Source organism: Streptomyces sp. 840.1, from assembly GCF_003751445.1.
Classification (GTDB): domain Bacteria; phylum Actinomycetota; class Actinomycetes; order Streptomycetales; family Streptomycetaceae; genus Streptomyces.
Window position 1 is genome coordinate 4,592,695 of record NZ_RJUU01000001.1, and the last position, 15,645, is coordinate 4,608,339.

Sequence of the window (15,645 nt, forward strand, 5' to 3'; positions counted from 1 at the left end):
CGTGGACAACAAGAAGAAGGTCGTCGTCTTCGACTACGGCTTCGGCAACATCCGCTCCGCCGAGCGCGCCCTCGCCCGGGTCGGCGCCGAGGTCGAGATCACCCGCGACTTCGACACCGCGATGAACGCCGACGGGCTGCTGGTGCCCGGCGTCGGCGCGTTCTCCGCCTGCATGGAGGGGCTGAAGAAGGCCCGCGGTGAATGGATCATCGGCCGCAGGCTCGCCGGCGGGCGCCCCGTCATGGGCATCTGCGTCGGCATGCAGATCCTCTTCGAGCGCGGCATCGAGCACGGCGTGGAGACCGAAGGCCTCGACGAGTGGCCCGGCACCGTCGGCCCGCTCAAGGCCGACGTCGTCCCGCACATGGGGTGGAACACCGTCGAATCCCCCGAGGACTCCCGGCTGTTCGCCGGGCTCGACCCCGAGGCCCGGTACTACTTCGTGCACTCGTACGCGGCGCACGAGTGGTCACTCGAAGTCACCAACGCCAACATCCGCGCCCCCAGGGTCACCTGGGCCACGCACGGCGAACGGTTCGTGGCGGCCGTGGAGAACGGCGCGCTGTGGGCCACCCAGTTCCACCCCGAGAAGTCCGGCGACGCCGGCGCCCAGCTGCTGACCAACTGGATCGAGACGCTGTAATGCCGAAGCTTGAACTGCTCCCCGCCGTAGACGTACGCGACGGCCAGGCGGTCCGCCTGGTGCACGGCGAGTCCGGCTCCGAGACCTCCTACGGCTCCCCGCTGGAGGCCGCCCTCGCCTGGCAGCGCTCCGGCGCCGAGTGGCTGCACCTCGTCGACCTGGACGCCGCCTTCGGCACCGGCGACAACCGCGCCCTCATCGCCGAGGTGGCCGGCGCCATGGACATCAAGGTCGAGCTGTCCGGCGGCATCCGCGACGACGCCACGCTCGCCGCCGCCCTCGCCACCGGCTGCCGCCGCGTCAACCTCGGCACGGCCGCCCTGGAGACCCCCGAGTGGGTCGCCAAGGTGATCGCCGAGCACGGCGACAAGATCGCCGTCGGCCTCGACGTACGCGGCACCACGCTGCGCGGCCGGGGCTGGACGCGCGACGGCGGCGACCTCTACGAGACCCTCGCCCGCCTCGACGCCGAGGGCTGCGCCCGCTACGTCGTCACCGACATCGCCAAGGACGGCACGCTCCAGGGCCCCAACCTCGGCCTGCTGAGGGACGTCTGCGCGGCCACCGACCGCCCCGTCGTCGCCTCGGGCGGCGTCTCCTCGCTCGACGACCTGCGCGCGATCTCGCTCCTCGTCCCCGAAGGCGTCGAGGGCGCCATCGTCGGCAAGGCGCTCTACGCCGAGGCCTTCACCCTGGAAGAGGCACTCAAGGCGGTCGCCGCATGACGGACTCCGTCAACCGGATCTCCACCGGCGCCCCCTTCGAGGAGCGGTTCGGCTACTCCCGCGCGGTCGAACTCCCCAACGGGCTCGTCCTGGTGGCCGGCTGCACCTCCGTGGTCAACGGGGAGATCGCCGCCGGCAGCCCCTACGAACAGGCCGTCACCTCCTTCGACGTCGCCTTCTCGGCGCTGGCACAGCTCGGCCTGGGCCGCGAGGACGTCGTCCGTACCCGGATGTACATCACGCACGCCCGGGACGTGGACGAGGTCGGGCGCGCACACAAGGAGCTGTTCGACGACGTGCGACCCGCCGCATCCATGATCATCGTCTCCGGCTTCGTCGACCCGAGCCTGGTCGTCGAGGTCGAGGTCGAGGCCTACCGGGCAGGTGCGCGATGACCCTCGCCGTACGCGTCATCCCCTGCCTCGACGTGGACAACGGCCGCGTCGTCAAGGGCGTCAACTTCCAGAACCTGCGCGACGCCGGCGACCCCGTCGAGATGGCGAAGCTGTACGACGCCGAGGGCGCCGACGAGCTGACCTTCCTCGACATCACCGCGTCCAGCGGTGACCGCGAGACGACCTACGACGTGGTGCGCCGCACCGCCGAACAGGTCTTCATCCCGCTCACCGTCGGCGGCGGCGTCCGCACCACCGAGGACGTCGACAAGCTGCTGCGGGCCGGCGCGGACAAGGTCGGCGTCAACACCGCGGCCATCGCCCGCCCCGAGCTGATCCGGGAGATCGCGGAGCGCTTCGGCCGCCAGGTCCTGGTGCTCTCCGTGGACGCCCGGCGCACCCCCGCCGGCACCTTCGAGGTCACCACGCACGGCGGCCGCAAGGGCACCGGCATCGACGCCGTCGAATGGGCGCACCGGGCCGCCGAGCTCGGCGCGGGCGAGATCCTGCTCAACTCGATGGACGCCGACGGCACCAAGGACGGCTACGACACCGAGATGATCGCGGCCGTACGCGAGCACGTGAGCGTCCCCGTCATCGCCTCCGGCGGCGCGGGCCGGCTCGCGGACTTCGCGCCGGCCGTCGGTGCGGGAGCCGACGCGGTCCTGGCCGCGTCCGTCTTCCACTTCGGCGACCTGCGGATCTCCGAGGTCAAGGGCGCCCTGCGGGAGGCCGGGCACCCGGTCCGCTGAGCACGGGCCGAGGTGACCGGCCGCGAGGCCGGTGAAGTTGCCGATGCGTGGGCCCGGGGTGCACCGCGAAAGTGGCGACCGCCAGAGAAACACGGCGGTCTCCACGCGGTGCACCCCGAAGGCCCAAGGTGACGACGGGCCCCCGGACGCTGCCCGGCGTGGCTCCCGCCACGACCGAGAGGACCCCCCTCGTGCAGCAGCACCTCCCCTCCGGCGACATCTCCCCGCGCCACCGGATGTCCAAGAGCCGCTCCCGTGTCGTCAGGGGCCTGCTGGCCGCGACCGTCGCCGCCGCCGGCCTGTCCACCGCGCTGATGTCGGGCGCCCAGGCCGCCGACAACCCCTATGAGCGCGGCCCGGCCCCGAGCAATTCGAGTATTGAGGCGAGCCGGGGTTCGTACGCGGTCTCGCAGACCAGCGTCTCCTCGCTGAGCGTCAGCGGCTTCGGCGGCGGCACGATCTACTACCCGACGTCCACCGCGGACGGCACCTTCGGCGCGGTCGCCATCTCACCCGGCTTCACCGCCTACCAGTCCAGCATCGCCTGGCTCGGACCGCGGCTCGCCTCACAGGGCTTCGTCGTCTTCACCATCGACACCAACACCACACTGGACCAGCCCGACAGCCGGGGCCGCCAGCTCCTCGCCGCGCTCGACTACCTGACGAAGACCAGTTCGGTGCGCAGCCGGATCGACACCACCAGGCTCGGCGTGATGGGCCACTCCATGGGCGGCGGCGGCACGCTGGAGGCCGCGAAGAGCCGCACCTCGCTGAAGGCGGCGATCCCGCTGACCGGCTGGAACCTCGACACCACCTGGCCGGAGGTCCGTACCCCCACCCTGATCTTCGGCGCCGACGGCGACACGATCGCCCCCGTCGCCACCCACTCCGAGCCGTTCTACCAGTCGCTCCCGAGCACCCTGGACAAGGCCTACGTGGAGCTGCGCGGGGCCACGCACTTCACCCCGAACTCCTCCAACACCACGATCGCGAAGTACAGCGTCTCGTGGCTGAAGCGCTTCATCGACAACGACACCAGGTACGAGCAGTTCCTGTGCCCGCTGCCGGCGGTGAGCCTGACGGTCGCCGAGTCCCGGGGCAACTGCCCGCACACCTCCTAGGGTCTTTCGTCCGGATCAGGCCGGACACCGCGAACCCGGCATGATCCGAACGAGAGGCCCCAGCCCCTGACGGCCGTTGAGGGGCCGGACCGCGAACCGCGGTCCGGCCCCTTCGCACGGTCGGCCCCGGCTGTGCGCGCGCACAGCCGATCGCGGCCCGCCCTGGGAGGGCGCCCCGTGACCGGGCGGGAACGGACGCGCACCTTCCGAGCTTGTTAACGCGGAAGTAACGTGCCGGTCGTGACCCCGACGACGACCGTGCACAGTCCCCTCCGGCTGTACGGCCGCAGCGGTGAACTCGCCATCCTGGAAACGCTGTCGGCGCGACTTGGCGACGGTGACGGCGGGGCGCTGGTGCTGACCGCGCTGCCCGGCACCGGCCGCACCGCACTCCTCGCCGGAGCCGTCGCCGCGCACCGCGAGCGCCGCACCGGGCCCGTCCTGACCGCCACCGCCGCCCCCGCCGAACAACGGCTGCCCCACAGCGGGCTGCACGCGCTGCTCTGCTCCGCGCCGGGCCCGCTCCCGCCCGACCAGGTGCTGCGTGACGGCATCGGGCCGGCGGCCCTGCTCGTGCTGCTGCGACGGCTCGGCGCGGAACAACCGCTGCTGGTCTGTGTGGACGACGCGCACCTCTGGGACGCCGATTCGCGCGCCGCCCTCGGATTCGCCGCCCGCAGACTCGGCGCGGGCAGCCGGGTCGCCGTGGTGCTCGGCGCCGGGGACGGGGCGGAGTTCGCGGGTCTGCCCGCCCTCCGGCTCGGCCCGCTCGACGACGACGCGGCGGCCGCACTCCTGGACCGGCTCACCGGCACCACGGGCACCGCCGACCGGGTCGACCCGGTGGTCCGCGCCGAACTGCTGCGGGAAGCGGCCGGGAACCCGCGCCTGCTCACCGGGCTCACCGGCCGGCTCACCCCCGACCAGCTCGCCGGGCGGAGCGCGCTGCCCTCTCCGCTGCCCGGCGGCGAGGACGTCCTGGAGGCGCACGCCAGCTGCCTCGACGGGCTCCCGCCGGACACCCGCACGCTCCTGCTGCTCGCGGCGGCCGCGGAGGAGCACGAGCCCGAGGGCGCGGGCTGCGACGCGGCCCTGCTGCTGCGTGCCGCCCTCGCGGCCGGTCTCGGCCCGGCCGCGCTCGACCGCGCACTGCTCACCCGCGCGGGGACCGGGGGCGCGCTCCAACGGGCCGGCGGCCGGGTCCACTTCAGCCACCCGCTGCTGCGGCGGGCGGTCCTGCACCGCGCCACCCCGCACCGCCGCCGGGTGGTACACGGGCTGCTCGCCACCCTGCTGACAGCCCGGTCCCGGGCAGCCCCCGAGGCGGAGCCGGCCGCCCTCGCGGCGCTCGTCCAGCGGGCCGGTGCGGCCGCCGGCCCCGATGCCGCGCTCGCCGACGCCCTGGAGGCAGCGGCGGCGACGGTGCGGACGCACGCCGAGCGGGCCGCCGCGCTCGCCCGCGCCGCGATGCTCTCCACCGACGAGGCGCTGCGGGCCGGCCGGTTCGCCGAGGCCGCCGACTGCACCCGGCTCGCGGGCGACGCGGGACGGGCCCGTGCGCTGCTGGCCAGGGTCGGCGGACGGCCCCCGCACGGCGGCGCGCACCGCGTGCGCGGCCTGCTCGCCCTGCGGGACGGCTCGGCCGTCGACGCCCGCGAGGAACTGCTCACCGCCGCGTCGCTGCTCGCCCCCTACGATCCGCACCGCGCCCTCGACGCGCTGCTCGGCGCCGCCGAGGCCGCCTGGGCGGCGGGCGACGCCCCCGCCTACCTCGACGCGATGACCCGGATCGCCGTCCCCGTTCCCGACCGGGCCCTCGCCCGCTACATCGACGGGATGTGCGCGATGCTGCGTGGCCGGACCACCGAGGGCCACGCCCTGTTGCGCCAGTGCCTCGACGCCTCCGGCCGGGCGCGGGGCCCCGCCGGAATGCTGCGTGGCGCGGTGGCGGCGCTGGTGCTCGGCGACATCGACGCCGCGTGCCGGTCCGGCGCCGGGGCGCTGGCCGCCGTCCGCGCGAGCGGCCCGGACGTCCTGCTGCCGCAGGCGCTGGAGCACCTGGCGTACGCCGAACTCCGTGCCGGGCGCCATGCGCGGGCCCGCGCCCACGCCCTGGAGGGCCTGCGCGCCGCCCGCCGTACCGGACAGCCGAACACCGCCGCCCACCTGCACGCCGTGCTGGCACTGGCCGCCTCCGTGGAGGGCGGTACACAGTCCTGCGCCGCGCATGCCGACGCCGCGCTGGCGGGTGCCGGGCCGCGTGCCCTCGCCCAGGCCGAGACCCTCGCCGTCTGGGCCCTCGCCCGTGCGGACCTGGCCGCCGGACGCTCCGGCGAGGCGGCGGCCCGGCTCGGCCCCCTGGTCGGGCCCGGCCCCCGGCGCGGGCACTTCGCGGCCCGGATGCTCGCCGTGCCGTGCTTCGTCGAGGCGTCGGTCCTGGCGGGACGGGCGGCCCCGGGCGAGGGGGCGGACCCGGTCCGGGGCGCCGTCGCGGAGTTCGCCGTCTGGGTCACGTACACCACCGACCCGGCGGCCCCCGCGCTGCTGGCCCGCTGCCGCGCCCTGCTGGCACCGCCCGGGGAGGCGGCGGGACGGTACGAGGAGGCGCTCGTCCACCACGACCGCACGGGCGGCGACTTCGAACGCGCCCGCACCCAGCTGCTGTACGGGGCGTGGCTGCGCCGGCGGCGGCGCACCCGGGAGGCCAGGGGTCCGCTGCGGGACGCCCTGGTCGCCTTCGAACGGTGCGGCGCGCGGGCCTGGACCGACCGGGCGGGCGGCGAACTGCGGGCCGCCGGCGAGGCGGTGGACGGTTCGCCGGCCGGGGGAGCGGACCCGCTCTCCGTGCTGACCCCGCAACAGCAGCGGATCGCCCGCTGTGTCGCCGAGGGCGCCACCAACCGGGAGGTGGCGCTGCGGCTCTCGGTGAGCACCCGGACCGTCGACCATCATCTGCGCAATGTGTTCGCCGCGCTGGGAGTGCGCTCCAGGACGGAGCTGGCCGGGCTGCTGGGCCGCTGGAGCGGCTGACCCGGCGCCCCGGCGCAGGGCCGGAGCCGGGAGGTTGCAGGACCGTGATGAGAAGTACGCCGCAGACCCCTAGGTACCGACTGGGCGGTATGTCATTCTGCGGGCGTCAGGATCGTTCGGTGTGCTCATGCCCAACGGCGGGCCGGGCGATCCGGAGCCGGCCGATTCCCGGAGCCGGCCGAATCCCGGTGGAGGCCGCCATGCCGCAGGTCGTACGTTCACGGGTCAGGGCAGTGCACGGGCCGCCACCCGTCGCGCCGGTGCCACGCCGCTTCCGTTCGCTGGCCGACCGCGACGCCGTCGCCGCGCTGCACCGGGCCGCCCGGGTGCTGATCGAGGCGCTGCCCGAGCTGACGGACCGGCTCGTCGAGGCGTTGCGGGAGCAGGAACCCGCCTACCGCACGGCGATCGAGACGGACGCGGCGGAGATCTGGCAGGAGGTGCACCACTCGCTGCGGCACAACGTCGGATCGCTCATCCAGCCCCGGGAGTTCCGGGACGCCGCCCACCGCACCTCCCGGCGGATCGCGGAGGTCCGGGCCGCACAGGGCCTGCCCCTCGACGCCGTCCTGCACGCCTTCCGGATGGGCGGCGCGATGGTCTGGCAGGGCCTGGTGGACGAGACCGCGCGACGCCACCCCGACGACATCCGGTTGCTGGTCCACATCGCGGCGGACGTCTGGAACTTCGTGGACGAACACTGCGGTGTCGTCACCGACGCCTACCGGCAGACGGAACGCCGGCTGGCCTGGCGCCGGGAGAACCGCCGGCGCCTGATGACAGCGGCGCTGCTGGACGGCACCGCCCGGATCGCCGAACTGCCGGACGCCGCAGCCGTGCTGGGGCTGCCGGAGCACGGCAGGTACGCGGTGCTCGCGGTCTCCACCGCCCGCCGCGCCCCGCACGGCGCCGAGCACCCGCCGATGGCGCTGCCCACGGGCGCCGACCCGCTCTGGCACCCCGGCCCGGACGCGGAGTTCGCCATCCTGCCGCTGACGCCGGGTGCGACGGCCGGACCCCGCGCGGCGCTCACGGCGGCCCCGGACGGGACCGGTACGCGGCCCGGCCGGGCCGACGGCGACGCCGCACTCGCCGCCCTGGCCGCCGGGCTGTCCGTGCCGCCCGGTGCCCGGGTCGGCATCAGCTCCGTCGTCGACGGGCTGGCGGCCGTCGGGGACGCCCGGCGGCTCGCCGAGACCGCCCTGCGGGCGTGCCCGGCCGGCGGCGGGACCGTCCTGCTCGACGAGCAGCTGCCCGCAGCCCTGGTCGTCTCGTCCCCCGGCCTCGGCACGGCCCTCGCCGACCGGGTGCTGGGGCCGCTGGACCTGCTGGACCCCGCCGACCGAGGCGTACTCATCGACACGCTCACCGCGTGGCTCGACTCCGACGGCTCCGCCCAGCGGGCGGGAGCCCGGCTCTACTGCCACCGCAACACCGTCCTGAACCGGCTGCGCCGCTTCGAGCAGCTGACCGGCCGCTGTCTGACCCGCCCGTCCGACGCGGTCGAGGTATCGCTCGCGCTGGCCGCGCGCCGCCTGCTGGCCGGCTGAACGCAGGGCGCCCGCTGTGATCCCGCACAGTGCGTGCCGGTGCGGGCTGTACTCGCGCATCGCACCCGCCGCCTGCGCTGTACGTACGGCCGGGCGCCTGATGCCGTGTCCGTCATGCCTCTACAACCCCCGAGCACCCCCGCGAACCGTTTCCCCTCCCCGGGGACGCACCGGTGAGCGGCGCCTTCGACGCGCGGTCGCTCGGCGTGGTCGTCTTCCTCGGATTCGTCGCCGTCTCCCTGCTGCTGTGCGGGCTGGCCGCGGCGGACCAGGACGATCCGGAGCACTTCTACGCGGGCGGCAGCGCGGCACTCGGGCCGGCCGGCTCCGGTCTGGCCATCGCGGGCGACTACATTTCGGCGGCCACTCTGCTCTCCACCACCGGTGCCGTCGCGCTCGCCGGCTTCGACGGCGTCCTGTTCGCCGTCGCCACCGTCGTCTCACTGGTTCTCGTCCTGCGGATCCTGGCCGAACCGCTGCGCCGCAAGGGCGTGTTCACCCTCGGGGACTTTCTCGCGGACAGGCTCGGCGACCCCTCCGTACGCCGCGCCCTGGGGGTCACTGCCCTGGTTGTCCTGGCCCCGCTGCTGCTGGTGCAACTTGCCACCGCAGGCCGGGTCATGGCCGCCGTGTTCGGCCTTCCGGACGGTGCGCTGACCGGGTGCACCGTCGCCGGCGGCGCGCTGATGGTCTGCTACTGCGCGGTCGGCGGAATGCGCGGCACCGGCTACATCCAGATCCTGAAGGTGGCGGTGGTGCTGGCCGCCGTGACCCTGCTCGCCGCACTGGTGCTCGCCCGCTACGGCTGGAACCCGTTCGCCCTGTTCGACGCGGCCCGGCAGGGCAGCGGGGCGGGCGGCGCCTACGCGCGCCCCGGGCTGCAGTTCGGCCACACCGCCGTGGGCGCCCTGGATCTGATCGGCTTCCAGCTCACCCTGGTCCTCGGAGCCGCCTGCATGCCGCACATCATGATGCGGCTGCACCCGATGCGGGACAGCTGGACCGTGCGCCGTGCCACCCGCTGGGCGCTGGTCCCCGTGAGCGTTCTGTGCCTCGGTGTCGTCGTGGTCGGACTCGGCGCGTCCGCACTGCTGGGCCGCAAGGTCCTCCAGGCCGCGGACCCGGCGGGCGGCACGGCGCTGCTGCTGGTGACGGGCGCCCTTGACCCGGGCGCCGACGGACCGAGGCAGAGCCCGCTGTTCGCGCTCGTCGCCTGTGCGGTGTTCGCCACGACGCTGGCAGCGGTGGCCGGCATCACTCTGGCCGCCGCCTCGTCCCTCGCCCGTGACTTCCCGGCGAAGGCCCGCGCCCGTACGTCCGTCCCGTCCGACCGGTCCCCGGGCCGTGAGATCCTGCGCGCCCGGCTGGCCGTCGTCCTGACCGGCGCCCTCTCCGTCTGGGCGGCGGCCTTCACCCACGACCGCAATCCGCAGGTGCTGCTCTCGCTCTCGTTCGCGGCCGCCGCCTCCGTACTGCCGCCCGTCCTGCTGTACGGGCTGTTCAGGCCGGGCTTCAACGCGCGGGGCGTGCGCTGGACGGTGTACGGCACACTGCCGCTGATCGCCGTACTGATGGCGGGCTCTCCCGCGGTCTCCGGCACGCCGGTCTCGTTCTTCCCGGACCGCGACTTCCACTGGTTCCCGCTCCAGACCCCGGGTCTCGTCACGATTCCGGCCGGATTCCTCCTGGGCTACCTCGGCTCCCGATCGGGGCGGGCCCGTGTCCGGCCCGATCGCACAACTTTTATTGCGCAATAAATATTGTGCAAGTTTTCTTTCCTGTCTACGGTTGAGGCATGGCAAGCAACGAGTCACGCCGGGTGTCCGACCTCGGCACCCTCAAGGCCTTCGGGCACCCGCTGCGGATGAAGCTCTACCGGGCGCTCTACATCACCCGGCAGGCCACCGCCTCCCAGCTCGCGGAGCAGGTCGACGAACAGGTCTCACTGGTCAGCTACCACCTGCGCAAGCTCGCCGACCACGGCCTGATCGAGGCGGCCGAGGGGCCGGGCAGGGACGGCCGCGAACGCTGGTGGCAGCCCGCCTCCAAGGGGCTGCGCTTCCACGACGAGGACTTCAGCGACGCGCCCGAGAAGGCCGCCACCCACACCGCCGTCAGCCGGCTCTCGTTCGACCAGCACATCGAGCTGTACCGCCGCTTCCTGGACGCGTACCGGAGCTGGACGCCCCCCTGGCGCAAGAGCTCCTTCACCTCGGAGTACCTGGCCCGGCTGAACCCCGAGGAGCTCTCCTCGCTCGAACGCGAGCTGCACGCGGTCATCAACCGGTACGAGGAGCAGGGCCGTGCCCGGGACGAGGCCGGCGACACGGAGAACCGCGAGAACGTCGCGCTGCACCTGTACGGCTTCCCGTTCCGGACCTGACCCGCCCACCCGAGAGGACGCCCCCGTGACCGTCACCCTCAGCGCCACCGAAGCGCCTGCGCGCCCCGCCCACCGCGACGGCAACGTCCTGCGCTGGCTCGGCGCCTACACCGCGTCGACGGTCGGCGACAACCTCTACTACATGGCCCTCGCCTGGGCCGCCGCCCGCACCGGAAGCGCCACCCAGACTGGCCTCGTACTGGCGGCCGGCGCCATACCCAGGGCCCTGCTGCTGCTCGGCGGGGGAGTGCTCGCCGACCGGTTCGGGCCCCGCCGCGTCGTGGTCGTGAGCGACACCGTCCGCTGCCTCGTCATCCTCGGCCTGGCCGGGGCGCTGCTCCTCACCTCGCCCACGGTGTGGATGCTGCTCGTCGTCGCCCTGGTCTTCGGCGCCGCCGACGCCCTCTTCCTCCCGGCCGTCGGCGCCCTGCCGCCCCGGATCACCGCTGCCGGCCAGCTCGCCCGCGTCCAGGGGATGCGCGGCCTCGCCACCCGGACCGCGACGGTCGTGGGCGCCCCGCTCGGCGGCGTCGCCGTCGCGGTCGGCGGCCCGGCCCTCGGCTTCGCCTCGGCCGGTGTGCTCTTCGCCGTCTCGCTGCCGCTGCTGCTCTCCGTAAGGATGCGCCCGCTGCCGGCGGCGGAAGCGGCCGACGCCGTACCCGCAGGCACCGCCTGGCGCGAACTCGTCGACGGGCTGCGCCACATCCGCCGTCACCCGCTGCTCCGCCCGCTGATGCTCGTCGTCGCCATCAGCGAGCTCGGCTTCGTCGGCCCGCTCAACCTGGGCCTGATCCTGCTCAGCGAGGAGCGCGGCTGGGGCGCCTCCGGGATGGGCTGGATCGTCGCCGCCTTCGGCATCGGAGCGGGCGCCTCGGCCCTGGTGCTCGCCGTGCGCGGCCGGATCCCCAGGGCCGGGCTCACCATGTGCCTCACCGTGCTGATCGGCGCGCTCGCCATCGCCGCCCTGGCCTACGCGCCCTCGGTGCCGCTCGCGGCCGGTGCCGCCCTCCTCGTCGGGCTCTTCGTCGGCCTCGGCGGCGCGCTGTGCGGAGCTCTCACGCAGACCGCGGCCGACCCCGCCTACCTGGGCCGGGTCACCTCGGTATCGACCCTGTTCACCCACGCCCTGGCGCCGCTCAGCTACCCCGCCACCGGTGCGGCCGTGGCGCTCTGGGGCACCGGCCCGGTCTTCTTCGCCAGCGCCTCGCTGTGCGCGGCGGGGGCCGTCGCGGGCCTGCTGCCCGCCGCGCTGCGGCGCGCGGAACTCCCGCGCTGAGCTACATCCCGAGCTTCGCCGTCGTCACCCGGGAGATCGCGTCCTGGTCGCCCTCCAGCTCCACCCGCGCCGCGTCCTGCCGCCCGAACGCGAACAGCAGCAGCTCTCCCGGCTCACCGGTCACCGTCACCACCGGGGTGCCCTTGTGCGCGACCGCCGTCTGACCGTTGGGGCGGCGCAGCACCAGCCCCACCGGGGCCTTCCGCCCCAGTACCCGCGCCGCCTTCTCGGTGCGCGACCACAGGACATCGGAGAAGACCGGGTCCAGCTCACGCGCCGTCCAGTCGGGCTGGGCCCGGCGCACGTCCTCCGTATGGACGTAGAACTCCACGGTGTTGGCGGCCTCGTCCAGCTGCTTCACGCCGAACGGGGACATCCGCGGCGGACCCGTACGGATGAGCTGGATCAGCTCCTCGTACGGCTTCGAGGTGAACTCGTCTCTGATCCGCTCGCTCCGGCTCTTCAGCGGGCCGATCACCAGCCCGGCCGCCGCGTCGGGCCTGCGCTCCCGCACCACCACATGGGCCGCCAGATCCCGGGCCGTCCAGCCGTGGCAGAGGGTCGGGGCCTCCGGGCCCGCCCCCTCCAACAGGTCGGCAAGCAGAAGTCGTTCGCGCTTCGCATGGGTCGACATGTCCGCCAGCGTACGACCGGTGTCCAGCGTCCGCCCAGTGGACGCACGCCCGGACGGCCCTCCCGGCCACGGCACAATGGACACATGACCAGCACGCCCACGCCCGGCACCCCTCCGCCCGCCGGCGGACTCGACCCCGCCATCGCCGCCCGCCTCAAGCGCGGCGCCGACGGCCTCGTCCCGGCCATCGCCCAGCAGTACGACACCGGCGAGGTGCTGATGCTCGGCTGGATGGACGACGAGGCACTGCACCGCACCCTGACCACCGGCCGCTGCACCTACTGGTCGCGCAGCCGCCAGGAGTACTGGGTCAAGGGCGACACCTCCGGCCACATCCAGCAGGTCAAGTCCGTCGCGCTGGACTGCGACGCCGACACCGTCCTCGTCCGGGTCGACCAGACGGGTGCCGCCTGCCACACCGGCGAGCGCACCTGTTTCGACGCCGACGTCCTCCCCCTCGGACAGTAGGGTCAGCCGCCATGGACCTCGACACCTTCCGGAAGCTGGCCATCGACCGGCGCGTCATCCCGGTCACCCGCAGGCTCCTCGCGGACGGCGACACGCCGGTCGGCCTCTACCGCAAGCTCGCGGGCGAGCGCACCGGCACCTTCCTCCTCGAATCCGCGGAGAACGGCCGCACCTGGTCGCGCTACTCCTTCATCGGCGTACGCAGCGCCGCCACGCTCACCGCCCGCGACGGCCGGGCCCACTGGCTGGGCACCCCGCCGGTCGGCGTCCCCGTCGACGGCGACCCGCTCCAGGCCCTGCGCGCCACCATCGAGACCCTGCACACCCCGCACGGCCAGGAGGCCGGACTGCCGCCCTTCACCGGCGGCATGGTCGGCTACCTCGGCTACGACATCGTGCGGCGGCTGGAGAAGATCGGCGAGAGCACGGGCGACGACCTGAAGCTCCCCGAGCTGACCATGCTGCTCACCTCCGACCTCGCCGTCCTCGACCACTGGGCCGGCAGCGTCCTGCTCATCGCCAACGCGATCAACCACAACGACCTGGCCACCGGCGTCGACGAGGCGTACACCGACGCGGTGGCCCGGCTCGACGCCATGGAGCGCGACCTGCGCCGCCCCGTCGAGAACGCCCCCGCCGCACTGCCGCCCTCCGAGCTCCCGCCCTACACCGCACTGTGGGGCGGCAAGGCCTACCAGGACGCCGTCGAGGACGTGAAGGAGCGGATCAGGGCCGGTGAGGCCTTCCAGGTCGTGCCCTCCCAGCGGTTCGAAACACCGTGCACGGCAAGCGCGCTGGACGTCTACCGGGTGCTGCGCGCCACCAACCCCTCGCCGTACATGTACCTCTTCCGGTTCGACGGCTTCGACGTCGCCGGCTCCAGCCCCGAGGCGCTCGTCAAGGTCGAGGACGGCCACGCGATGGTCCACCCGATCGCCGGCACCCGGCACCGAGGCGCCACCCCGCAGGAGGACCAGGCACTCGCCGACGAACTGCTGGCCGACCCCAAGGAACGCGCCGAGCACCTGATGCTCGTCGACCTCGGCCGCAACGACCTGGGGCGGGTCTGCGAGCCCGGCAGCGTCGAGGTCGTCGACTTCATGTCGGTCGAGAAGTACTCGCACGTGATGCACATCGTGTCCACCGTCACCGGCCGCGTCGCCGAGGGCCGCACCGCCTTCGACGTCCTCACCGCCTGCTTCCCGGCGGGCACCCTCTCCGGCGCCCCGAAGCCGCGCGCCATGCAGATCATCGAGGAGCTCGAACCCAGCCGCCGCGGCCTCTACGGGGGCTGCGTCGGCTACCTCGACTTCGCCGGGGACTCCGACACGGCCATCGCGATCCGCACCGCCCTGCTGCGCGACGGAACGGCGTACGTCCAGGCCGGCGCGGGCGTCGTCGCCGACTCCGACCCGGTCGCCGAGGACACCGAGTGCCGCAACAAGGCCGCGGCGGTGCTCCGCGCCGTCCACACGGCCAACCGCCTCCGCGGCGCGTGAGCCAGGAGGACGGACGCCCGGGGGAGCGGCCGGAGCACGGCCGGGGGCGCCATCTCACACCCCCCATGTGCCCGTTGCCCGGGGGCGGTAGGGGATAGTGGGGTATGTGAGCGCTGTCCCCGTACCCCAGCCCCGTGCCGAAGCCGCCTCCGCGCCCGACAGCGCGGGAAGCCGCCGGTCCCTGGCCGCCGGCCTGCTCCTCGGGGCCGCCGGCGCCACCGTCGTCCTGCTCGCCTCCGGGCAGACCTGGGCCCGGGGCCGGGCATCGGTCGGCGGCGGCGCCCTGCCCCTGAGCGCCGACGGACAGGACGTCACCGGCGTCCCGGCCGCCCTCGCCATCGTCGGCCTGGCCGCCCTCGTCGCCGTCTTCGCCGTCCGCAGCGGCGGCCGGCTGCTCGTCGCGGGACTGCTGGCCCTCAGCGGTTTCGGCGCCGCCCTGAGCGCCTTCCTCGGCGCGGCCGACAGTGCCGCGCTCGACGAGCAGGCCGCCCAGAGCACCGGCGACAGCGCCGCCACCATCGGCGCCCTCAGCCACACCGCCTGGCCCTACGTGACCGCGGCCGGCGGTCTGCTGATCCTGCTCGCCGGGCTGCTCGCCCTGCGCTACGGCAAGCGCTGGCCGACCATGTCGGGGCGCTACGAGCGCGACGGCACCCCGCGCCCCCGCAGGACGGCCCCCAAGGCCATGGATCCCGACCGGCCCGAGGACCTGTGGAAGGCCCTGGACCGCGGCGAGGACCCGACGCGCGAGGCATGACCCCCCAGCTCACGTCCGCTCCGCACGTACGGGACAATGGGCCGAGCTCACAGCACAGCGGCACCCACAGCGGCACCGGCTCTGCGCACAGCGACACCGAGCGATACCAACAGCGCAACACCAACGAGGAGCAACTCATGGCGGGCAGCAGCCACGGACACACCCCGGCCGCCTGGACCGGTGTCATCATCTCGTTCATCGGCTTCTGCATCGCAGGCGTCTTCATGGTCGCGGCCAACCCCCTCGGCTTCTGGGCCGGAATCGCCGTCACCGTCGTCGGCGGGATCGTCGGGCTCGCGATGAAGGCCGCCGGTCTCGGCATGCCGAAGGAGTCGACGGAGCTGGCGCAGGCCAGGGCCCGCGCCGGGCAGGCCCAGACCTCCTGACCCCGTTGCGGGGACGTACGCACGCG

General features: G+C 74.3%; 15 protein-coding genes. 14 read left to right on the top strand and 1 reads right to left on the bottom strand.

All coding sequences use genetic code 11. The features are described from left to right. Position 1 precedes the first annotated feature (1 nt). From hisH to EDD93_RS21035, 10 genes are all read left to right on the top strand, one after another. Positions 2 to 643 (top strand): imidazole glycerol phosphate synthase subunit HisH, encoded by a 642-nt coding sequence (hisH, locus tag EDD93_RS20990; RefSeq protein WP_123526612.1) that lies wholly within the window; start codon positions 2 to 4, stop codon positions 641 to 643. After that, positions 643 to 1,368, top strand: a complete 726-nt coding sequence (priA, locus tag EDD93_RS20995; protein WP_123526613.1) for a bifunctional 1-(5-phosphoribosyl)-5-((5-phosphoribosylamino)methylideneamino)imidazole-4-carboxamide isomerase/phosphoribosylanthranilate isomerase PriA — start codon at positions 643 to 645, stop codon at positions 1,366 to 1,368. Before hisH ends, priA begins: the two co-directional genes overlap by 1 nt. Next, on the top strand, positions 1,365 to 1,763 hold the full coding sequence (locus EDD93_RS21000) for a RidA family protein (RefSeq protein WP_123526614.1): 399 nt from the start codon (positions 1,365 to 1,367) through the stop codon (positions 1,761 to 1,763). The genes priA and EDD93_RS21000 overlap by 4 nt, the downstream gene beginning before the upstream one ends. Next, a complete protein-coding gene (gene hisF / locus EDD93_RS21005) occupies positions 1,760 to 2,515 on the top strand; it encodes an imidazole glycerol phosphate synthase subunit HisF (protein ID WP_073735495.1) in 756 nt (251 codons plus the stop codon). The genes EDD93_RS21000 and hisF overlap by 4 nt, the downstream gene beginning before the upstream one ends. A gap of 191 nt (positions 2,516 to 2,706) precedes the next feature. Beyond that, positions 2,707 to 3,636, top strand: a complete 930-nt coding sequence (locus tag EDD93_RS21010) for a dienelactone hydrolase family protein (RefSeq protein WP_123526615.1) — start codon at positions 2,707 to 2,709, stop codon at positions 3,634 to 3,636. A 240-nt stretch (positions 3,637 to 3,876) separates the two neighbouring features. Beyond that, positions 3,877 to 6,666, top strand: a complete 2,790-nt coding sequence (locus EDD93_RS21015; protein WP_260255799.1) for a LuxR family transcriptional regulator — start codon at positions 3,877 to 3,879, stop codon at positions 6,664 to 6,666. 200 nt (positions 6,667 to 6,866) lie between these two features. Then, positions 6,867 to 8,216, top strand: a complete 1,350-nt coding sequence (locus EDD93_RS21020; protein WP_123527898.1) for a helix-turn-helix domain-containing protein — start codon at positions 6,867 to 6,869, stop codon at positions 8,214 to 8,216. 173 nt (positions 8,217 to 8,389) lie between these two features. Beyond that, complete coding sequence (locus tag EDD93_RS21025) at positions 8,390 to 9,973, top strand: cation acetate symporter (protein ID WP_123526616.1); 1,584 nt, start codon at positions 8,390 to 8,392, stop codon at positions 9,971 to 9,973. 38 nt (positions 9,974 to 10,011) lie between these two features. Then, positions 10,012 to 10,599 carry a transcriptional regulator gene (locus EDD93_RS21030; protein WP_123526617.1) on the top strand — a complete coding sequence of 196 codons (588 nt, stop codon included), beginning with the start codon at positions 10,012 to 10,014 and terminating at the stop codon, positions 10,597 to 10,599. A 25-nt stretch (positions 10,600 to 10,624) separates the two neighbouring features. Then, complete coding sequence (locus EDD93_RS21035; RefSeq protein ID WP_123526618.1) at positions 10,625 to 11,875, top strand: MFS transporter; 1,251 nt, start codon at positions 10,625 to 10,627, stop codon at positions 11,873 to 11,875. Between the two features lies 1 nt (position 11,876). Here EDD93_RS21035 and EDD93_RS21040 read toward each other — a convergent pair whose 3' ends face one another. Continuing rightward, positions 11,877 to 12,509 carry a TIGR03085 family metal-binding protein gene (locus tag EDD93_RS21040; RefSeq protein ID WP_123526619.1) on the bottom strand — a complete coding sequence of 211 codons (633 nt, stop codon included), beginning with the start codon at positions 12,507 to 12,509 and terminating at the stop codon, positions 11,877 to 11,879. A gap of 84 nt (positions 12,510 to 12,593) precedes the next feature. On the opposite strand from EDD93_RS21040, the gene hisI reads away from it, so the two are divergent. From hisI to EDD93_RS21060, 4 genes are all read left to right on the top strand, one after another. Then, entirely contained in the window at positions 12,594 to 12,977 is a 384-nt protein-coding gene (gene hisI, locus EDD93_RS21045) for a phosphoribosyl-AMP cyclohydrolase (protein WP_123526620.1), read from the top strand. An 11-nt stretch (positions 12,978 to 12,988) separates the two neighbouring features. Continuing rightward, positions 12,989 to 14,476 (top strand): anthranilate synthase component I, encoded by a 1,488-nt coding sequence (locus tag EDD93_RS21050; RefSeq protein WP_123526621.1) that lies wholly within the window; start codon positions 12,989 to 12,991, stop codon positions 14,474 to 14,476. A 97-nt stretch (positions 14,477 to 14,573) separates the two neighbouring features. Then, complete coding sequence (locus tag EDD93_RS21055; protein ID WP_123526622.1) at positions 14,574 to 15,233, top strand: TIGR02234 family membrane protein; 660 nt, start codon at positions 14,574 to 14,576, stop codon at positions 15,231 to 15,233. A gap of 137 nt (positions 15,234 to 15,370) precedes the next feature. Next, positions 15,371 to 15,619: an HGxxPAAW family protein gene (locus tag EDD93_RS21060; protein WP_123527899.1), complete on the top strand. Its 249-nt coding sequence runs from the start codon at positions 15,371 to 15,373 to the stop codon at positions 15,617 to 15,619. Positions 15,620 to 15,645: the final 26 nt, after the last annotated feature.